The organism is Acinetobacter sp. 243_ASPC, assembly GCF_001054715.1.
Classification (GTDB): Bacteria; Pseudomonadota; Gammaproteobacteria; order Pseudomonadales; family Moraxellaceae; genus Acinetobacter; species Acinetobacter soli.
This window is the reverse complement of sequence record NZ_JVOR01000111.1, coordinates 1-21236: the sequence shown is the minus strand read 5'-3', so window position 1 is coordinate 21236 and position 21236 is coordinate 1. Positions and strand designations below refer to the sequence as shown.

At 42.5% G+C, this 21236-nt stretch carries 20 protein-coding genes and 1 pseudogene; 9 read left to right on the top strand and 12 right to left on the bottom strand.

From position 1 onward, the window contains the following. Positions 1-48: 48 nt before the first annotated feature. The 7 genes and pseudogenes from ADA42_RS15240 (at position 49) to ADA42_RS15210 (ending at position 7529) form a co-directional block, all read left to right on the top strand. Positions 49-1038, top strand: coding sequence for an acyl-CoA desaturase (locus ADA42_RS15240; RefSeq protein ID WP_048766062.1), 990 nt, complete (start codon positions 49-51; stop codon positions 1036-1038). Continuing rightward, positions 1035-2297, top strand: coding sequence for an NAD(P)/FAD-dependent oxidoreductase (locus tag ADA42_RS15235; RefSeq protein WP_048766060.1), 1263 nt, complete (start codon positions 1035-1037; stop codon positions 2295-2297). Before ADA42_RS15240 ends, ADA42_RS15235 begins: the two co-directional genes overlap by 4 nt. 18 nt (positions 2298-2315) lie before the next feature. Then, complete coding sequence (locus tag ADA42_RS15230) at positions 2316-3101, top strand: DUF1365 domain-containing protein (protein ID WP_048766058.1); 786 nt, start codon at positions 2316-2318, stop codon at positions 3099-3101. Positions 3102-3104: 3 nt separating this feature from the next. Beyond that, positions 3105-4305, top strand: a pseudogene (locus ADA42_RS15225) (class I SAM-dependent methyltransferase). Positions 4306-4334: 29 nt separating this feature from the next. Continuing rightward, the gene (locus ADA42_RS15220) at positions 4335-5114 is read left to right on the top strand and encodes a DUF1295 domain-containing protein (protein WP_048766057.1); all 780 of its coding nucleotides are present in this window, start codon (positions 4335-4337) and stop codon (positions 5112-5114) included. 8 nt (positions 5115-5122) lie between these two features. Then, positions 5123-6172, top strand: a complete 1050-nt coding sequence (locus ADA42_RS15215; RefSeq protein WP_048766055.1) for an SAM-dependent methyltransferase — start codon at positions 5123-5125, stop codon at positions 6170-6172. Between the two features lie 31 nt (positions 6173-6203). Next, the gene (locus ADA42_RS15210) at positions 6204-7529 is read left to right on the top strand and encodes a sensor histidine kinase (RefSeq protein WP_048766054.1); all 1326 of its coding nucleotides are present in this window, start codon (positions 6204-6206) and stop codon (positions 7527-7529) included. Here the strand turns inward: ADA42_RS15210 and ADA42_RS15205 are convergent. The 4 genes from ADA42_RS15205 to ADA42_RS15190 form a co-directional block, all read right to left on the bottom strand. Continuing rightward, positions 7526-8221 (bottom strand): response regulator transcription factor, encoded by a 696-nt coding sequence (locus tag ADA42_RS15205; RefSeq protein WP_025094687.1) that lies wholly within the window; start codon positions 8219-8221, stop codon positions 7526-7528. The genes ADA42_RS15210 and ADA42_RS15205 overlap by 4 nt on opposite strands. 17 nt (positions 8222-8238) lie before the next feature. Then, positions 8239-8742, bottom strand: coding sequence for a chalcone isomerase family protein (locus ADA42_RS15200; RefSeq protein WP_004937992.1), 504 nt, complete (start codon positions 8740-8742; stop codon positions 8239-8241). Then, positions 8715-9284, bottom strand: coding sequence for a nuclear transport factor 2 family protein (locus tag ADA42_RS15195; RefSeq protein ID WP_048766084.1), 570 nt, complete (start codon positions 9282-9284; stop codon positions 8715-8717). The genes ADA42_RS15200 and ADA42_RS15195 overlap by 28 nt, the downstream gene beginning before the upstream one ends. Positions 9285-9415: 131 nt before the next feature. Beyond that, positions 9416-9964, bottom strand: coding sequence for a GNAT family N-acetyltransferase (locus ADA42_RS15190; RefSeq protein ID WP_048766052.1), 549 nt, complete (start codon positions 9962-9964; stop codon positions 9416-9418). 263 nt (positions 9965-10227) lie between these two features. Here ADA42_RS15190 and ADA42_RS15185 point away from each other — a divergent pair, with 263 nt between their 5' ends. Beyond that, entirely contained in the window at positions 10228-10461 is a 234-nt protein-coding gene (locus tag ADA42_RS15185; protein ID WP_048766051.1) for a hypothetical protein, read from the top strand. Positions 10462-10498: 37 nt separating this feature from the next. Here the strand turns inward: ADA42_RS15185 and ADA42_RS15180 are convergent, their stop codons facing one another. The 5 genes from ADA42_RS15180 to putA form a co-directional block, all read right to left on the bottom strand. Further along, positions 10499-11299 (bottom strand): undecaprenyl-diphosphate phosphatase, encoded by an 801-nt coding sequence (locus ADA42_RS15180; RefSeq protein ID WP_004937982.1) that lies wholly within the window; start codon positions 11297-11299, stop codon positions 10499-10501. 282 nt (positions 11300-11581) lie between these two features. Further along, positions 11582-11800: a hypothetical protein gene (locus ADA42_RS15175; RefSeq protein ID WP_004937977.1), complete on the bottom strand. Its 219-nt coding sequence runs from the start codon at positions 11798-11800 to the stop codon at positions 11582-11584. A 185-nt stretch (positions 11801-11985) separates the two neighbouring features. Continuing rightward, positions 11986-12213 (bottom strand): hypothetical protein, encoded by a 228-nt coding sequence (locus ADA42_RS15170; RefSeq protein WP_004937974.1) that lies wholly within the window; start codon positions 12211-12213, stop codon positions 11986-11988. Between the two features lie 251 nt (positions 12214-12464). Then, the gene (gene trmA / locus ADA42_RS15165) at positions 12465-13550 is read right to left on the bottom strand and encodes a tRNA (uridine(54)-C5)-methyltransferase TrmA (protein ID WP_048766049.1); all 1086 of its coding nucleotides are present in this window, start codon (positions 13548-13550) and stop codon (positions 12465-12467) included. Between the two features lie 186 nt (positions 13551-13736). Then, a complete protein-coding gene (gene putA, locus ADA42_RS15160) occupies positions 13737-17504 on the bottom strand; it encodes a trifunctional transcriptional regulator/proline dehydrogenase/L-glutamate gamma-semialdehyde dehydrogenase (protein ID WP_048766048.1) in 3768 nt (1255 codons plus the stop codon). Positions 17505-17625: 121 nt separating this feature from the next. Between putA and ADA42_RS15155 the strand changes: the two genes are divergently transcribed. After that, positions 17626-18126 (top strand): Lrp/AsnC ligand binding domain-containing protein, encoded by a 501-nt coding sequence (locus tag ADA42_RS15155; RefSeq protein WP_004937965.1) that lies wholly within the window; start codon positions 17626-17628, stop codon positions 18124-18126. Between the two features lie 29 nt (positions 18127-18155). On the opposite strand, the gene putP is transcribed toward ADA42_RS15155, so the two are convergent. The 3 genes from putP to ADA42_RS15140 form a co-directional block, all read right to left on the bottom strand. Continuing rightward, positions 18156-19649 (bottom strand): sodium/proline symporter PutP, encoded by a 1494-nt coding sequence (gene putP / locus ADA42_RS15150; protein ID WP_004947682.1) that lies wholly within the window; start codon positions 19647-19649, stop codon positions 18156-18158. Positions 19650-20035: 386 nt separating this feature from the next. Then, positions 20036-20737 carry an SIR2 family NAD-dependent protein deacylase gene (locus tag ADA42_RS15145; protein WP_048766046.1) on the bottom strand — a complete coding sequence of 234 codons (702 nt, stop codon included), beginning with the start codon at positions 20735-20737 and terminating at the stop codon, positions 20036-20038. Positions 20738-20784: 47 nt separating this feature from the next. Next, on the bottom strand, positions 20785-21236 hold a 452-nt coding region (locus tag ADA42_RS15140; RefSeq protein ID WP_048766044.1), incomplete at its 5' end, for an MFS transporter.

Below are 21236 nucleotides of genomic sequence, written 5' to 3'. Positions count from 1 at the left end.
TCCTACAATGACACCATAGAGAGAAATGCTGCAGATCAGGAAGAATCAATGTCTAAATTTTTTCTACGATGGATCGATAGCTGGTCGACGACAGACAACACACAAGAAACAATCACGTCTAATTTAAGTCAACGTCATCAAACTCAATGGCTTAGAATTATTCCGTTTATTGTTTTGCATGTAGCATGTCTGGCGGCTTTCTGGGTCGGTGTGTCATGGTTTGCCATCTTGTTTATGGTGTTTTTCTATTTTATTCGTATGTTTGCCATTACGGCATTCTTTCACCGTTATTTGTCGCATAAAACCTTTCAAACCTCGCGTCTGGTTCAATTTCTGTTTGCTTTAATTGGGACCATGAGTGCACAGCGCGGGCCTCTTTGGTGGGCGGCGCACCATCGTTATCATCATCGTTTCACCGACACCGACCAAGATCCACATTCATCGACCAAAGGCTTTTGGTATAGCCATGTGGGCTGGTTTTTAAATGAAGAAAATTTTGGTACGCGTAAAAACATCATTAAAGATTGGCTCAAGTTTCCAGAACTCATCTGGCTAGATCGTTTTAGTTTACCTGTGGTGGTGTTTACTGTGATTGGTATCTATGCATTGGGTGAGGCACTGGCAGTCTATGCACCTCAACTTGGCACCAATGGCCTACAGCTCTTGGTCTGGGGCTTTGTGATTTCAACAGTACTGCTCACGCATGCGACCTTGTGTATCAACTCCATGGCACACCGCTATGGTTCACGTGATTTTAATACAGACGATGAAAGCCGCAATAATTTGTTCTTGTCGTTGATTACTCTAGGTGAAGGTTGGCATAACAATCATCACTATTATGCAGGAAGTACACGCCAAGGCTTCTTTTGGTGGCAAATAGATATTACCTATTACCTGCTTAAAATCATGTCTTGGATGGGGCTGGTGTGGGGCATTAAAGACGTCCCAGAGCGTGTTTATGCAGCGCGTCAACATGTCTCGTCTCGTGAATTTAAACAACTAAATATAGAAAAAATTGAGAGTGAAGAAGTTCGATGAAAATCGCCATTATTGGGTCTGGTATTTCCGGCATGTATGCCGCATGGAAGCTTTCAAAACATCACGACGTCACGATCTTCGAAAAAAATGCGTATTTTGGCGGTCATACCGATACTCATGACTTGTTTGTCGATGGCCGTCATGTGGCAGTTGATAGTGGATTTATCGTTTTTAATGCCCACAATTATCCATTGTTTTGTGCGATGCTGAACGAACTCGGCGTAAGTGCTCAAGACAGTGACATGAGCTTTTCAGTAAACAATCTGGTGAGTGGTTTACAATACAATCCTTCTAAAAAATGGTCGTTATTTACCCGGCCACAGAATTTTGCAAATTCGCGTTTTAGAAGCATGATCTCGGATTTACTTCGTTTTTATGAAGCCAACAAGGCGTTAAACATAGATGAAGTCGATTCTGAAATGACGATTGAGGCATATCTCGATCAGCATGGTTATTCAGACGCATTTCGTGAAGAGCATTTATATCCGATGTGCGGTGCGCTATGGTCGAGTCCGGTTGAGCAAGTCGGTGAGATTCCGTATAAATTCGTGGTCAGTTTTTTTCAGCATCATCGAATGCTACAGCTTAAAGACCGTCCACAATGGAAAACAGTGAAGGGTGGCTCTGCAACGTATATTCGAGCCATTCAATCGCAGTGCAACAATATTGCTTGGCAGCATACGACTGTACAGCAGGTAAAGCGTTTTGACGATCATGTCGAAATTCATACAGATGATCAGGTCTTGAATTTTGACTGGGTCATCTTTGCGGCGCATGCAGATGACTGTTTGCCGTTGCTGCATGACGCAACGCCGCTTGAGCAAGATATTCTGGGTAGTTTTAGTTATCAAGACAATACCATGGTGGTGCATCGAGACCTTTCGATTATGCCGAAATCGCGCAGTCAGTGGGCCAGTTGGCATGTCCATGTGACGCCTGAGCATTCAAAAGAATCAGGTGCCAAAGTGCACTATGGTTTTACTTACTGGATGAACAGTCTACAAAATTTGTCATGTTCATCTCAGATTTTTTCTACACTCAATCCGAACATGCCGATTAACCCGAAACAGGTTTTCGTGACACGGCATTATCGTCATCCGGTATTTGACCGACCTGCGATTGATGCACAGTTACGCTGGTCAGAAATTAGCGGGGTCAATCGAACGTCTTTTTGTGGTGCCTACTGGGGATGGGGCTTTCATGAAGATGGTGCCCGAAGTGCTCAGCGTGTTGTCGATCAAATTCAGGTGGATGCTTAATCGCACAAGGAGTTACAGATGCTCTGGACCTCACTTGCACGTGCGCCTGCAAAAATTCGCCACCGCCGTTATTCACCAAAATCACATGCTTTTGAATCTGAGCTGACCTATCTGTGGTTCAATCCAGATCAAATTGAACACGACGCTCAAACATGTAAATTATGGTCGGTACGGCGCTGGAATATTTTGAGCATAAAGCCTGATGATTTCTTGACGATGTATAGCGGTAGTATTCGAGAACGAGTCAAAAAAGCAATTTTGGAACATGCCAATTTCGTTGCTCGGGCCGACTGGGAAATTCGGGTATTGGCTTTACCCCGTTATTTCGGATTTCGCTTTAATTCGGTGGTGTTTTATTACGTTTTTAATCGTGATCAACAGCTTCAGTTTATTTTGAGTGAAATTACCAATACGCCTTGGAATGAGCGTCAAGTTTATGTGCATGATTGCCGCGAGCAAGACGCACAGATTCAGCATTTTAAGAGCTATCAGTTTAAGTTTGATAAGGCATTTCACGTGTCGCCGTTTATGCCTATGGCACTGGCATATCAGTGGAAATTCAGCCATTCAAATATACAAAACGTGATTCATATGCAGCTTTATGAACAGCAACAACTGATCTTCGATGCCACGATGAATTTCACCTTAGACCCCATCACGTTTCCTTCACAGCAATATCGATATGCTCTTCGTTATAGTGTGGAGCCTTTTAAAATGTTAGCTTCGATTTATTTACAAGCCTTCCAGTTGTGGCGCAAGAAAGTTCCATTTTATCGTCACCCAAAAAAGAATAAGGATATATAACCCATGATTAAGACATTTCTTTACGGTGAACAAGATACATTACCGCTGATTTTAAGAGGGCTTCTTAAAATACAGCACGGTCAGATTACTTTTCGCGGTGTGTGGAACGGAACTGTGGGTGAGCCCTCAGATCTTCATGCCACCATTGAGGTGCATAATCCGGCACTGATTGAACTGATATTTAAAAATGGCGTACTTGGTACCGCCGAAGGTTATATTCGCGGTGACTGGACCACCGACCACTTGGTCGAGCTCATTCAGATTTTATCGCGTAACCGACATGTACTCGATAAAATCAATCAAAACGTGGTGGCACAAGCAAGCCAAAGCTTATTAAAACTCTGGTACAAATCACGACAAAATTCAATCACGGGTAGTCGTAAAAATATTGCCGAGCATTATGATCTAAGCAACGACTTCTTTAAGCTATTTCTCGATGACTCGATGATGTACTCAAGTGCGGTATTTACCGATGAGCACATGACGCTTGAAACGGCATCTGATTTGAAAAAAGAGCAGATTTGCCAAAAACTCCAGCTTAAACCGCTCGATCATCTGGTCGAAATTGGAAGCGGTTGGGGGGGGCTTTGCAATTTACGCCGCTCAAAATTATGGTTGTAAAGTCACCACGATTACCATTTCACAAGCGCAATATGATGAAGCAGTGGCACGCGTTGAAGCGGCTGGTTTAAGCCATCGAGTTGATGTACAGCTTAAGGATTATCGTCTTCTTGAAGGCAAATTCGACAAACTGGTTTCAATTGAAATGATTGAGGCGGTGGGCGAGCAGTACCTGCCAACTTATTTTAACCAGTGCCGCAATCTTCTTAAACCGCATGGTCTGGCCCTGATTCAAGCAATTACCATTGAAGATGCACGCTATGAAAAAGCCATTAATACAGTCGATTTCATTAAGCGGTATATCTTCCCGGGCAGTTTTATTCCGTCTATCAGCGTCATGACTTTGGCAGCATCAACCCAAAAACTGCGTCTGAAACAGCTCGATGATATTGGTTTAAGCTATGCCCAAACCATTCATCATTGGCGAGCACGCTTTTTAGCAGCTAAAGCAGACGTACTTGCACTTGGTTTCGATGAAAGCTTCATTCGTATGTGGGATTTTTACCTCTGTTACTGCGAAGGGGGCTTCAGAGAAGGCGTTATTAGCGATGTGCATATGCTATTTGAAGCCAGTCCATATTGAGATCGATCTGGAAATGAAGGAGATCAGTGATGCTATGGAATCTGGTTATTCTAGATGTTGCGATCATGCTGATATGTTGGCTGGTTGCAACCTTCAATCGTCGCGTGGGAATTGTTGATGTCGCATGGAGTTTTTGTATTGCGATCAATATCCTACTTTCGGCTTGGTTGATTGATACCGCACCACTTGCTATTCGTTTATTTATTGGTGTGTTAAGCGGTGCATGGTTTTTACGCCTGTTTCAGCATTTGTTTCGGCGTTATCTTGCCGAGACTGAAGAAGACACACGCTATGCCAATATGCGCAGAGCCATGGGCAAGTTCCAGCATGTCGGCTTCTTACTTTTTTTCTTGTTTCAGGCAGGTCTAGTACTGCTATTTTTCGCTCCAATGTGGGTGTTGCTCAATCAGCCTGCTTCCGCCTGGTCAGGCTTTATGTTGCCCGCGATGTTGGTTGCCGCGCTTGTCATGCTGGTTGCTTTTGCCGGAGAAAGCATCGCAGATCAGCAGCTTTACCGTTTCAAGCAAGACAAGGCCAATCGTGGCAAAACAATGGATCAGGGTTTATGGCGATACTCTCGGCATCCCAACTACTTTTTTGAATGGTTGCATTGGTTTGCTTACCCGATTTTAGGCTTGGCAGTGGGTGTATACGTGCTGTGGATTTATCCGCTGCTGATGTGGTTATTTTTGTATTACATCACAGGTATTCCATTTAGTGAGCAACAAGCGTTAAAGAACCGTGGTCAAAATTATCGTGACTATCAGCAACGAACTTCAATGTTTATTCCTAGAAAACCAAAACAATAGGTCAATATATGGATTTTATCATTCAACAATCGCTCAAACTGGTCGAGAGTGGCCTTGTACCCGATCAGGCCATTCGTGCGGCTATTCGTGCGCTCAGTAAAAAACGTTTGATTCAGGAAGGTCGTTATGATCCTGAACAGGCTGCCCAGCGTTATATGGATGTGCTGAATACCCTCAAGCACAGTGAAATTGCCATTGAAACCGACAAAGCCAATGAGCAGCACTACGAACTACCGACCGAATTTTTTCAGGCCGCATTGGGCAAGTGCTTAAAATACAGCGCATGTTACTTCCCGACTGCCAAAACCACCCTAGACGAAGCCGAAGAGTTTGCTTTACAGATATACTGTGAACGCGCTCAGCTTAAGGATGGTCAGCAGATTTTAGAGCTGGGCTGTGGCTGGGGTTCTTTTACACTCTGGATGGCAGAGCGTTACCCAAATGCCTCAATCAAGGGCGTGTCTAATTCGGCCACACAACGTCAACACATCTTGGCTCAAGCGAAACAGCGTGGACTCAATAATATTGAAATCCTGACCTGTGATGTGAATGTACTTGAACTTGAAAAAGGGCAGTTTGATCGCGTGGTATCGGTCGAAATGTTTGAGCATGTGCGCAATTACCAGCGTTTATTTGAAAAAATTCAAACATGGCTGAAAGATGATGGCTTATTATGGTGTCATATTTTCTGTCATCGATTCTTGCATTATCCATTTGAAATTAAGAACGAATATGACTGGATGTCGAAATACTTCTTTACTGGTGGTCTGATGCCGTCGGTCTCGACATTCTTACATTTTCAGGATCATTTAGAGCTCAGCCAGCAGTGGCAGTGGTCAGGTGAGCACTATGAGCGTACTGCCAATGCATGGCTTGAAAACATGGATGCGCATGAAACTGAACTCAAACCGTTGTTTGAAAAAATTTATGCACAAGATGCAGATGCATGGTGGCAGCGCTGGCGCATATTCTTTATGGCCTGTGCCGAGCTGTTTGGATTTGACCAAGGTCAAGAGTGGGTCGTTGGGCATTACTTATTTAAAAAGAAGGCGGCCTAACCCACAAATTGGCTGTTATTGAGTTGTAAATATGTTGAAGTTCTACCGCAACGACCATTCCAATCATCCTGTGGCTGATGTGTTTAATCGATACTATTGGCTACAGATTGTTTTGATTGCAATGTCGATTGTGGTGGGCTTGGCATGCAGCGCATGGGTCATTAAAGGCTCTTTATTAAAAACTGCCCTTGAGCAGGAGATGGAGCATTACTGGATTCGCGTTCAGCGTAACCCGAATGCGAATTTACCCGATACCAAAAACTTGTATGGCTATCGATGGCTCACCAATAACCCACCGCCGCGTTTTAAATCTTATACCTTCAAGCCTGGTGTAAACCGGATGTTTATTGATGGTAAAGATCGTATGACAGTTTATGGTGAGAAAAATGGTCAGCATGTCTTGCTGGTTTTTGGTGAAAGCAACGTCAATAAATTGATCTGGCTGTTTGGTCTTGCACCACTCATGTTTAGCTTATCTGTTTTATACAGCTTTTTGTGGTGGTCAAACCGGCGGGCAAAGCGCTATTTTTCTCCTATTACACGATTGGCCAATGCGCTTGAACAAATCGATTGGGCGCATCAAACCGAGCAATCGCCATTTGCCCAAATCAGTACCAATGGCAATTTAGAAGCAGAATACCTTAAGCAGGCGCTAGAAAAGTACCATCAAGTTTTGACCGAATTTATCCGCCGAGAGCGCGAGTTTACAGGGGATGTAAGCCACGAGCTGCGCACACCGCTGACGATCTTAAAGGGCAATTTACAGTTATGCCAAGTTAAGTTTGGCCAAGACAAATCCTTGCTGCGTATGCACAATACCATTGAGGACATGCAGCTTTTGGTCGATACACTTTTGGCAATAGCGCGAAATACCACCAGTAATCTAAATACTGAACATCATTATTTGTCTAAAATCGTCGATGATCTGGTGATGGATCTGGCCGATATGAGTCAAGTCAAAGGCATTGATATTGAAATTCAGTACGAAGAAGCCGAGCAAAAGCGCTGGCTATATCCTTCCATGACCAAAATGGTGCTTAGTAATATCTTGCGTAACGCTTTAAATTATTCGCAAGGTACCCAAATCGATATAATCTTGCAAAAAAACAGCCTTATTATTGCCGATAATGGAATTGGATTGGATTTACCCAACGATGCCAAAGTGCAAGAGCTCAATGAATCTCAGTTGAAGCTCGATGTAAAAGGGCATGGAATTGGTTTACAACTGGTGCAAAAACTGTGTAAACAGCTCAACTGGCGCGTAGAGCTGTTCGACCGTCAATATTATCTTTTAACCCATCCAGAGTTAATGCTGCAAAATACTACAGGTTTGATTGTTGTGGTTTATCTTTGTTAAGAGGCGCTTTGTTCAATCGCAATCTTTAAACCCACTCCCGAAACGGTGTGTAATAGTTTTTGTTCAAAGGGTTTATCAATCATTTTTCTTAGATTATAAATATGACTTCTGAGTGCATCGCTCTCAGGCTCTTCTTCACCCCATAATTCCATAATCAGTTCTTGCTTGGTCACTACTTTAGGTGACTGACGCATTAATGTTTTGAGTAATTTAAACTGAATCGGTGGCAGTTCTATTGAATGACCGTTTCTTATGACGCGCTGAGTAGATGTGTCTAATACAAGATCGTGTATTTTGATTTGGCTATTGGATACCTCGCCAGAAGCACGCTTAATGAGGGCACGAATGCGGGCAACCAGTTCGTTGAAGTCAAATGGCTTGATCAAGTAGTCGTCTGCACCAGCAGAAAACCCCTGAAGTTTATCTTCAACAGTATCACGCGCTGTGAGCATGAGTACAGGTAAATCCAGTCCTTGATCATTTCGCACCCAGTCACAAAGCTGGTAGCCTGTACCGTCTGGTAAGTTCACGTCTAATAAAAGCAAATGAAAAGGCTGTGACTTTAAGAAGTTTTTGGCAGCGTCAAGGTTACGCGCATGGTCAACCACGTAACCATGCGCCTCTAAAAACTCACAAACCGTTGCAGCCAGCTCAAAATGGTCTTCGACCATGAGTATAAAATGATGGCTCATAAGATGAAGCGAATCCATTAATTGAGAAGTTGTTGTTTTAACTTAGCATTAAATGGCGCTGCACCAAACCAAATTTTAAAATAATCATTGGCATGCGGATCGGTAATTGAACCAAGCGGTTTATTGTTTAAAACCAGATCCAGTTTCTGATTTTGCATTTGATAGCCAATGCTATACAAATCTCCCGATTTTACTGGCCGATAGAGCGCGGTAATCTGGTTCAAAGGGGATTTACTGCTAAAGCCAGAAATATTTTTTTCCAGAAAATGTGTGGCCGCTTTTTTAAATGCCCATTCTGGAATATCACGGGTGTAGTAGAAGTCAAGCCGGATATCCTGCGTATTCCATGCCTTGGCACAATCTTGCGCATAGTAGCTGACTTTACCGACATTTTTGAGCGTCACCACAATTGGTGCTGTACTGCATTTTTTTAATTCGCTGGCCGATGCTGTTTGTGTCATCCATAATGATGACACGCCCAACACACTACCAATTACGATTTTTTGAATGGTAGTACCCATTTGTAAGCTCCTCCAAATACAGGTAATGAACGGAATAAGCCGTTAGCAGGGTCCCAGAAATCTTGCTGGAAAATAATCTGTTGTTGCGGATTCACTTTAATTTCGCTGATACCGTAGGAGTCCATAGTTTTGGTACTACCGAACATCTTGAAGTCATAGGCCATGTGCCAGTGAATATATGCGGAGTCTTCATGACGGGTCGCGCTGATGAGTTTTACGGTCACGTTGCTCACGCGTTTGTTCATGCCTTCAAAATGCTTCACCAATTCTTGCTTATTGGAAAACTGAGATAAAGTATCGTTGATGTAAAGCTGATCGGCATATAGATTACTGGCATTTTTCACAAATGACGGTGTACCGAGGGTATTAAAGGCACCCACAAATCGCTGGCCGATGTCCATAGCTTTTTGATCATCCATCACTACACCATTCACTTGCTCACGCGCTTTAGTGTAATCACTGGTATATGCTGGCATGCTTTTACAGGCACTCAGACTCAAAATCGTAATGGCCGAGACGGCAAGTGTCGTGATTCTTTTCATCATTGGGTTCACCCTTGATTTATCTTTATCAATCAAAGGTAGGTGAAAAGGTGTGAACTGGGCGTGAAATTTATACGTCAGATCGTGATCAAACGTATAGCTTGCGTTATTGAATATTAAGTTAAAAAACGTTAAACATCATCGTATGGTTCAACTGGCGTCTCTAGCGTGAGCTGATAAAACGAGGCATCGAGCCAGCGTCCAAATTTAAATCCCGCTTGGGTGATAGTGCCCGAATAACGAAATCCGAGTTTTTCATGCAATTTAATACTGGCTACATTGGTTGCATCAATACATCCGACCATCACGTGCACATCAGCGGCTTTCGCTCGTTCGATTAGCGCTTGCATCAGCACGGTGCTTAAGCCTTGGCCACGAAAATCTTTGTGAATATAAACGCTGTGTTCGACTGTATATTTATAAGCCGGAAATGCCCGAAATGTGCCAAAGCTTGCAAAGCCCATCAATTGACCTTGCGCATTGACTGCGCCGATGACAGGAAATTGATGTGTACGTTTGGTTTTAAACCATTGCACCATACTTTCTTGCGTGCGGGGTTTGTAGTCGTACAATGCAGTTGAATGCACAATCGCATCATTGAGAATATCCAGAATCTCAGTTGAATGTTGTTGTTCCGTACAATCCACAAGACGCAATGCTTCAACAGATGGCTTCGACATCAAAAATTATCCTTATTAACAGGCACGATAGCGCTTTATTGCAGAACAAATCGCGCTAGGAGAAAAAGCTGCAAAAGAGTAGCAGAAAATCAGCAAAATACCAAAATGAGATAAAGATGTAGTTATAAGGCGCAACAGGTTAAATCAACAAATCAAATAAACGGCTTTCATCGAATTGTTTTAAATTGTCATCACGCTATGAACCATTTTCAATTTAGTACAGAATACAAAAGAAAAGGAGTGAAAAAAATGGGTAAATCTGAATGAGAACAACAGTCAAATATGTAGTACTTAAAGGGGACGATTATCAGCTTGGAACCCCTTTACATGAAGAGCAGCTCGATGCGCCAGCAGATTTTTTTGACAAAATCCCTGATCAGTTAACATTAAATCAGCGCAATTTTCGTTTGAAGTATAAAGAGTTGAATCGCAAATATTCGCATTATGATGAAATTGAAGAGGCGCAGCACATTGTAGTGAAGCTGATCGCAATTTAAAAAAAAAGCTCAGAGCATACTCTGAGCTTTTTTATATTTAAAACATCACCAGCATGATGATGGCACCGAGTGCAATCCGGTACCAAGCAAATACGCGTAAAGTATGCTTCTCAACAAATCGAACCAGTGCTCTGACCACAAACAATGCAGAAATGAAAGCTGCAACAAATCCAAGCCCGATATTGAGCATATTGTCTGATGTTAAAATACTGGCATTACGCATGAGGTCATAGGTGGCTGCACCCAGCATGGTTGGCATGGCCAAGAAGAACGAAAATTCGGTCGCTGCTTTACGAGATAAACCTGAAAGCATACCACCAATAATCGTTGCACCTGAACGAGATGTGCCTGGAATCATGGCAATACACTGCACAAAACCCACAATGATAGCTTGCTTGAAAGTAATGCGTGTGGCTTCGGTAGTAGATGGCTTAAAGTCACGAGACTCAACCCAGAAAATAATGAGTCCACCTACAATCAGCGCCACCGCCACAACCATTGGGCTAAACAACACCGATTTAATAAAATCGACGGCCAATACGCCAATAATCACCGCGGGGAAAAAAGCAATCAGAACGCTAAACGTAAAATGTCGTGCTTCGGCATCACCGCTAAAAAAGCCTTTCACCAAATCGATAATTTTTTTTCTGTACAGCCAGCACACCGCGAGAATGGCACCTAACTGGATTACGACTTCAAATGCTCGACCGCTATCGGAATGAAAGTCAATTAAATGACCAAATAAGATTAAATGTCCTGTACTCGAAATCGGTAAAAATTCTGTTAATCCTTCGATAAAACCTAAAAATAACGCTTTAAAAGCTTCAAGATTTCCCATGAAATATTGTACTCATCTCTAAAATCGTTGAGTGGAAGATGTTTTTTAGAATAAAAACGTACCTTATCTTAAAGTAAACAATTCCTTGATCAATAAAAAAGATAAAATAATTTGAATTTGATAATGAGAATTGTTTGCGTTTATTGTTTTTTTGTTATATGATGATTTCCGAAGAGTTCGAGAAGGCTCTTCAATAATAAAACAATAATAATCATCACTACCAGAGGTAGTATTACAGCGTGATCCTCAAAACCCATAGCCAGTGCTATGGGTTTTTTTATTTTAATGTGGTTTAGATGCAGCTTGCATTTGCTGCTTCAGATACAAGTCGACATAATACTTCTCGACATAATCATCGGCATATTGATTTGCGACACAGCGTGTCTGTGTTTTTTCTACTTTTTTTACTGCTACTGTTGGATCTACTTGTTGCACAACCCACCATTCGCGATCAATTCTGCGTACAGAAAAAAGTTCTTTCTGGTATTTACGTTTAGCCATTAAAGATCCATAAACATGAACAAAGTGAGTGATTTCTACGTGACCCTGCTCATGAAGTCAAGTCGACTTTGATGAGCTTGTATATTTTAAAATCATTAAACAAACGCCTAGAAAACAAAAAAGCTGACATCTGTTTAGATATCAGCTTTTTTGGATCATGCAATCAATTTACACAGGTAAAATGGCTATTGCACCGGACGATGATTTATTTCATTCAACTCTTTACGGCTGTAACCGCGAGACACCAAAACCTTTTTAATTCCTTTGATGATATCTTCATCAGTTGCTTTTGCCAAAGCAGCAACGAGCTGCTCGTTTGTTTTGCAAGAACAATCGTTTTCAACACAAGCAATTTGGTTTTTATGCTCGTTATTGATCTCATCTGATGAGAACAGTTTATGCCAAAAACTCATAGAGCCTTCATAATCAACTTAACATAGCTCGAAATATAGCCAAATTAAATAAAAATACAAGATGACCAAAGTGATAAAAGCAACAATCAAACTCTAAATTTTCCGATGATAAATTTAAAATTTAACGAAATTATGACAAGGCTAGGGGCTTGATCTTTGATTTAATTTGATTTTTAACTATAAAAAATGATTAAAGAAGAATAGGTTACATCTATAACCTATTCATTATTCTTTACAATGCAATAAATTGTTTAAATTCTTTCGAGTAATACACCCGATTCAACATGATGGGTAAACGGGAATTGATCAAACAAAGCGAAGCGGCTAATTCGATGTGTTTGAGTCAGGGTTTTTAAGTTGTCGTATAAGGTATCTGGGTTACACGAGATATATAAAATACGCTCAAAACCTTGCAGAAGTTTAAGAGTCTCATCATCAATTCCGGCGCGTGGTGGATCGACAAAAACCGTATCAAATTGATAATCATCAAGCTCGATTTGCGCTTCTTGTAGGCGTCTGAAACTACGTTCACCGCGATAGGCTTCAGTAAACTCTTCGGCCGAAAGTCGAGCAATTTGGATGTTATTAATCTGGTTTTGTGCAATATTCCACTGCGCAGCATAAACAGAACTTTTTGCAAGCTCAGTGGCCAACACACGATTGAAATGTAATGAAAGCGGCAAGGTAAAATTACCGTTTCCGCAATAGAGTTCAAGCAAATCCTGATTTTCACCCTGAATGGTATCGCAGGCCCAAGTGAGCATCTTTTGACAAACAATGGCATTTGGCTGAGTAAAGCTGCTTTCGATTTGTTTGTATTTAAAAGTGCGGCCATGAACCTGTAATTGCTCTACCACATAGTCATCACCGATAATGACTTTCTGACCACGGCTACGTCCCATGATTTTGATATTGAGTCGATCTGCCAGTGCTTTGGCCGCAGCTTCCCAGTCAGCGTCTAGTTTACGATGATAAATCAGCGTAACCAGCATTTCACCACTCAGTGTCGCCAAAAAATCGACTTCAAAAATACGCTGTGATAGCACAGCATTCGCCTTAAGCTCTGCCAGTAAAACAGGCATGAGTGCATTAATGCTTTGATCAGCAATTGGAAACGTATCAACACGTACCACAGCTTTATTTTTGCCTTCGTCTGCGCGTTCAAACATGGCATAGAACAAATCATTTTCGGTATGCCAGATACGAAACTCGGCACGCATACGAAAATTTTGCTCTGGCGAGTCAAATACTTCCAATGTTGGCGCATTAAATTCCTGAAATTGGCGGGTGATTCGTTCAATTTTATCTTGAAGCTGTTGCTGATACGTTTGAGACATAAATATGAAAAATAACAAGAATCGTCAAAGCGCAAATAGTAGCAAAAAAAGCAACTATCAGGGAGAAAACTTATCATGGCTTTAAGCACAGCCATAATATTTTTAATGCGCTCAATGTAAAAAAGCACGCCATGTTTCTCACTTGGCGTGCTTTTAGTGAAAAGACCTTTATTTTGAAATAATCATCTATTCCGAAATGGTCATCAAGCTGGCATTACCTCCAGCAGCAGCCGTGTTAATACTGATTGCATGTTCAATCAATAGTCGCTCAAGTGGGATACGGACACTTGAATCTTGCATATGCGTAATGCCCACAATAGCTCCTTGACGTGCTGCAACTTGTGTTTGCAATTTTGCCAGTTGATCGGGAGTACCGTGATGCAAGACAGCATCGAAATCCCCATGCTCGATATGACCAATTTCAATAATTGCCTGACGAATCGCCCGAGGCAATTTTGAAGCATAACTTTGTATAAAACTGTGACCTTGCAAAATGGCCACTTCGCTTTGTACTGCAAAAATCGCGAGCATTTGATGCACGACATCGACATGATTCGTTGCAACCGTCAAAACACGCTTGCGCGGTAGCATCATGTAGCGGTTGGTTTCGCCAGTCGGGCCTTGCAGATCAAACGCTTGACCTACGCTAACTGTATCAATTGCAGGGAAGTTCGCTTCAGGTAAATGCTGTTTAGCCCAACTCAGCAGCTCATTAAACAGTTTTGGACGTTCAGCGCGAATATGATGGTCTGGCTGCACACCAAAAGGCACACTTAAGCTTTTTTCTGAACAGCTATTCATCAAGCGGTATACATAAAGCGGTCCACCGGCTTTAGGCCCAGTACCCGATAAGCCTTCTCCGCCAAAAGGTTGTACTCCCACCACAGCACCTACGATATTACGGTTGATGTATAGGTTGCCGACTTCTGCATGTTCCACCACGGTATTGATTGTTTCATCAATTCGAGTGTGAAGTCCCATGGTTAAACCATAGCCCTTGGCGTTGATCCGCTCAAGTAAAGCCTGAATTTCGCCATGCTTATAGGTAATAACGTGTAATACCGGACCAAATACTTCGCGTTCTAAATCATCGAGATTTGGAAGTTCAATTAGGGTTGGCAGTACGAACGTTCCGTTTTGTAGCACCAATTGGCTTTTGGCATCTTGATTTAAAGCAAGCTGATGAACCGGATAGCCTTTGCTGCGCATTTTTTGGATATGCTGATCGATGGTTTGTTTGGCTTCGCCATCAATCACAGGGCCAATATCCGTTTTCAAAATAAACGGATTACCCACCAAAAGTTGTTGCATCGCACCTTTGAGCATGTCAATTAACACTTTAGCGTTGTCTTCTTGCACACATAAAATACGAAGTGCAGAGCAGCGCTGGCCGGCGCTGTCAAATGCCGAGTTGACGACATCTAGCACCACCTGTTCGGTTAAGGCCGATGAATCGACAATCATCGCATTTTGACCGCCCGTTTCCGCAATCAGCGGAATAGGCTCGCCAGTCGGTGAAACGCGTTTGGCAACTGTCTTTTGCAAAATTTTCGCGACTTCAGTCGAACCGGTAAACATGATGCCCTGAACACGATCATCTGAACTAAGCTTAGCACCAACCGTTTCACCACGCCCTGGCAGTAGTTGCAGCACAGCACGTGGAACACCCGCTTCATGCAAGATGCGCACTGCTTCAGCAGCAATTAAAGGCGTTTGCTCGGCAGGTTTTGCAATGACACAGTTACCAGCCACCAAGGCAGCTGCAATCTGACCTGAAAAAATTGCTAAAGGGAAGTTCCAAGGGCTAATACAGAGCACTGTACCCAGTGGGCGAATCGTTGTAGATTCATTGATGCTCTCGATCTGGGTCGCGTAGTAACGTAGAAAATCGACGGCTTCACGTACCTCGGCAATCGCATTGGCATACGTTTTACCAGCTTCGCGACATAAAAGGATCATGAGCGCCTGCATGCGGTCTTCCATTAAGTCTGCTGCACGCTTTAATGCTACTGCGCGTTCACTTTTATGGGTGCCTGACCAACCGATTTGTGCTTGTATTGCTGCCTGTAAAGCAATCTCAACATGTGTTTCAGTTGCTTCTTGTACATAACCGACCAAATCTGCATGAACAGCAGGGTTTAAAATGGCCTGTGGTGTAACGTCAAACTCATGCGATGCATCTGCAAGCAAGGGCTGACTGTTCCACACCTGATGCTGCAATGCCTGTGCCGTTTCATTTAAGGCGATCAGGCTGCTGTCATCGGTAAGATCAAAGCCTTTCGAATTCTGACGTGCATCGCCATATAATGCATGTGGCAGTGCAATAGCAGGATGTTTGAGACCAATGCGTTGTTCACGCTTGGCAGTGGCATGAATTTCATCAAATGGTGATTGAATCAATGCTTCGATTTTTAGGCTTTGATCGGCAATACGGTTAACAAAAGAGGTATTGGCACCATTCTCGAGCAAGCGGCGTACCAAGTAGGCGAGTAAGGTTTCATGGTTACCCACTGGTGCATAAATACGACATGGAATACCGAGTTTATTGTCGCTACGCGAACCTACGACTTGCTCGTATAGCGGCTCTCCCATGCCATGTAAGCATTGGAACTCATACTGACCTGCATAATACTTGCTCGGGTCTGCCAGATGGTAAATGGTGGCTAATGACTGTGCATTGTGTGTTGCAAATTGCGGATAAATATACGCTGGTGCGTCCAGCAATTTTTTGGCACACGCAATATATGATAAATCGGTGTGAACCTTACGTGTAAATACAGGGTAGTCGCTCATCCCGTCGATTTGGGCTTTTTTGATTTCGCTGTCCCAATAAGCACCTTTTACCAAACGAATCATCAGACGTTTCTGGCTACGTTTGGCCAGATCAATCACGTAATCAACCACGTAGAAACAACGTTTTTGGTAAGCCTGAATGACAAACCCAATACCTTTCCAGCCTGCAAGTTCTGGCTCAAAGCACAATCGTTCTAAAAGTTCGAGTGAGATTTCAAGACGATCGGCTTCTTCTGCATCGATGTTGAGTCCAATGTCATAGCGTTTCGCCAGTTGTGCCAGTTCAAAGACTTTTCCATAAAGCTCATCATGTACACGTGCAATTTGAGCACGTTGATAACGAGGGTGCAGTGCAGATAACTTAATCGAAATTCCTGGACCATCATACACGCCCTTACCTTGAGCGGCTTTGCCGATCGCATGAATGGCTTGTGTGTAATCGTTAAAATAACGTGCAGCATCATGATCGGTGAGAGCAGCTTCGCCCAGCATGTCGTATGAATAGCGAAAGCCTTTGTGTTCAAGCGGTTTAGCATGATTCAGTGCTTCTTCAATGGTTTCACCAGTCACGAACTGTTCGCCCATCATGCGCATCGCCACGTCAACTGCTTTACGGATGACACCACGACCACTGCGAGCAATGATCGAGGTGAGCAAGCCCGATAAACTCCCTTGTTTAGGCGTTTCCATCAGCTTACCAGTCAGCATTAAGCCCCAAGCTGCTGCATTGACAAACATCAGGCTACTTTGGCCCACATGGTCTTTCCAGTTACCTTGATTGATTTTGTCACGAATCAGTAAGTCGCGTGTTGCTTTATCAGGAATACGTAAAAGTGCTTCTGCCAAGCACATGAGTGCAATTCCTTCTTGCGAGGACAGCGAAAATTCCTGCAATAAACCCTGCACAATGCCTGCCTTACCAGCAGAACTCTTACGCTCACGTAATGAGTTGGCCAGATTAAACGCAACTTCATGAATCTGATGATTCAATTCATCTGAAATTGTCGCGGCATTCAATAAGGTTTCGACGACTTCTGGTTCTGCACGGCGCCAAGCACTGTTAATTCGTTCTTCCAGCTCGGTTTTTTGTTTAAATTCCGTGATGTAACCAAAGTTAGGTTGTGCTTCATGCATTTTCGGGTTGCTGTCCATCATGTTCATGTCAAATTCCAATGACGATCTCTAAAGGATATTGTCTAAAGAGGTTTAGATAATTTATGATTACAGAATAATTACCGAATAACTCGCTATATTCTTGGCATTTTTTAGGGAAAAATTTTGTATGGATGGGGCAATTTCAACATTAGATCGGGTTGATCTGAAAATTCTCGATATTCTTCAAAAAGATGGTCGAATTTCAAACATAAAACTCGCAGAAGAAGTCAGTCTGTCACCCACTGCGGTCATGGCGCGTGTACAGAAACTAACCAAGGAGAATTATATTCTGGGCTATCAAGCCAAGCTCAATCCAGAAAAGCTCAATGCGAGTTTTTTAGTATTTGTGGAAGTATTACTCGATAAAACCACATCGAATGGACTCGACGAATTTATTGAGGCTGTATCGGAATATCCTGAAATTATTGAATGTCATATGACCAGCGGCGGTTTTGATTTCTTAATGAAAATTCGCAGTGCCAATATGGAAGAGTACCGAAAGTTTGCTGGGCAAACCCTGTGGCAATTGCCTGGAGTCAAGGAAACGCGAAGTTATCCGGTCATGCAAGTGGTCAAAGAAACCTCTCGAATTAAGCTAAATAAGCGCACTACAAAAAAAGGGGCATAACGCCCCTTTTTTTTAGATCAAATGATGCATTATTTCGAGCTATGGTAAAGACGATCGGCTTCTTCAAAACGATCCGTAACTTCACGTGTTGGTGGTTTGCCCATGAGGCTCACAACCACAATGGTAATTGCAGCCAAGACAAAACCAGGAATAATCTCGTAAATACCCGTTGACGCAAATAGGTTTTTCCAGCCAATCACCACTACTGCGCCTACAATCATACCTGCAACCGCAGCGTTTAAAGTCATGCGTTTCCAGAACAAAGAGAAAATAATTAACGGACCAAACGCGGCACCAAAGCCAGCCCAAGCGTACGCTACAAGGCCCAAAACCTTACTTTCTGGGTTGCTTGCCAACCAGATTGCAAATACAGAAATCGCCAGAACCATCAAGCGACCAACCCAGACCAATTCTTTTTGAGAGGCATTTTTGCGAAAGAATGGCTTATAAAAATCTTCAGTCAAGGTACTCGAGCAGACCAGAAGCTGACAGCTCAACGTACTCATCACAGCAGAAAGAATACCTGCCATCACAATACCGGCTACCCACGGATTAAACAAAATCTGTGCAAGCTCCATAAACACCAATTCAGAGTTTTTACTCACATTTCCGGCAAGCTCAGGATGACCTTGGAAGAAGGCAATACCAAAAAATCCTGCTCCGACAGCGCCACCTAAGCACAGAATCATCCAAGACATACCAATTTTACGTGCAGCTGGAATTGATTTGACCGAGTCTGCTGCCATAAAACGAACGAGGATATGCGGCTGCCCAAAATAGCCTAAGCCCCATGCCATTGCTGAAATCATGGCGATAAAACTTACACCAGAGAACATGTTCATGGCTTGTGGACGAGCTGTTTCAATGAGCTGCGTAAATTGCTGCTGACCGTCTCCAATCGCTAAATACGCAAAAATAGGCGTGAGCAATAAAGCAAATAGCATCATGGCAGCTTGAAACGTATCGGTCCAGCTAATGGCAAGGAAGCCACCAATACACACGTAACTGATCGTGGCAATCGCACTGATCCAGAGTGCCATGGTGTAATCCATACCAAAAATCGTTTCGAACAAGCGTGCGCCTGCAACCATGCCTGAAGCACAGTAAATCGAGAAGAAAATCAGAATGATCAGCGCAGAAGATACGCGAAGTAATTTTTTCGTATCATTGAATCGATTGGTAAAATAATCGGGGAGAGTGAGTGCGTTAAATTGCACCTCAGTATGCACGCGTAAACGGCCTGCGACAAACAACCAGTTTAACCATGCGCCGATAATCAGACCAATTGCGATCCATGCTTCGGAAAGACCCGATAAGTAAATCGCACCTGGTAAGCCCATGAGTAACCAACCACTCATGTCTGATGCACCAGCCGACAATGCTGTAACAAAACTTCCTAAGCTGCGTCCGCCCAGAATGTAGTCTGAAAAATTTGTTGTGGCTCTATACGCATAGAGACCAATACAGACCATTGCCACGATGTAAAATACAAACGTGATCACGGTTGGATTGATAGAATTCATGAATGGGACCTATCCTTATGTACTTTTACGTGTGTAATTCAACCAGTCCAAATAATAATTTGGTTGCCTAAAAATAAGGCTGAGATATAAACACGGATGCCAAAATAATAACTGTTAACTTTAAGTATACATTATGTAATTTTATGTAAAAATATCTTGTGTGTAGAGATTAATTAATAACCTATAAAATTCAATGTATTATTTATCAAAAATAAGAATAAAAAGCCATTTGATGGATTTAAATACAAAAAATGATGGTATTTAAATCGAAAGGATGAAAATCAAAGCAGTTTTGTAATTTTGTGTATCTTAAAAAGTGAGCAATTGTGTAAGCATTGAACAAATTGAAGGTGATGTGTGGATAAAAAGCACCCAAAATGGTCAAATTATTTACTTTTTAACGTCTCGGATAGTGTTTTTACACCCTCAGATGCTGTCATTTTGAGCAACTGATACTGCTTTGGAACGCGATGATAGTCGGCTTTCAGATCGATATAATACGCTTCACATGAGCCAGATATTTCGTGGATTAAACCTGCGACCGGATAAACGCTTAAGGTTGAACCAATCACGATAAATATATCGGCTTGACGAATTTGATGGATTGCATCTTGATAAGCAGGTACAGATTCACCAAACCAGACCACATGTGGCCGAAGTGGATAGCCGTCTTTACAGCGATCCCGATCTAGTTTTAATTCGTAGCCCCGAATAGGATATAGCTCTTGAGTGATTTGTGCATCTGGGCCACTGGTTTTGGCAAATCGAATATTGCCGTGCAAATGTAAAACACGGCTAGAGCCAGCACGCTCGTGCAGATCATCAATATTTTGAGTAATCACGTTCACATCAAATTGATGCTCTAGAGCGGCAATCGCCAGATGTGCCGAGTTAGGGGTCGCGTTTAAAATATTTTTACGCCGTTCATTATAGAAACGCTGTACAAGTTCAGGATCTTTTTGCCAAGCTTCTGGCGTTGCCACATCTTCAATTTTGTAATTTTCCCATAGTCCATCACTATCTCGAAATGTATGAATACCACTTTCGACGCTCATACCGGCACCAGAAAAAACCACTAATTTTTTCATGTTGTTCTCCTTGATATAAAAAATCCGCCCGAAGGCGGATTTGAAATTTATTTGTCGTGATGCAAATATTCTGGTTCTTTCGGTAATTTAAAACTACAGAAGAAACAGATGGCAAGCATCACCATCACATAAATGAAGAATTCGTTTTCAATACCTGCCTGTTTAAATTGCAGGGCAACCGCTGGCGCTGAACCACCAAAAATGGCATTTCCGACAGCATAAGAAAACCCAACGCCCAATGCCCGTACATGTGGTGGAAACATTTCTGCCTTAATTAAACCACTAATAGAAGTATATAGGCTCAGAATCATCATCAGAAAAACCAGTAAAGCCGTCACGATTACCGGTGAATCACTAAACTGACGCATTCCAATGACCATAACTGGATAAATAAATACAATGCTCAATCCACTAAAAAGCAGCATGGATGCACGACGACCAATCCGGTCAGAGAGTGCTCCAAACAGTGGTTGAGCAATCATATAAATAAACAGTGCAC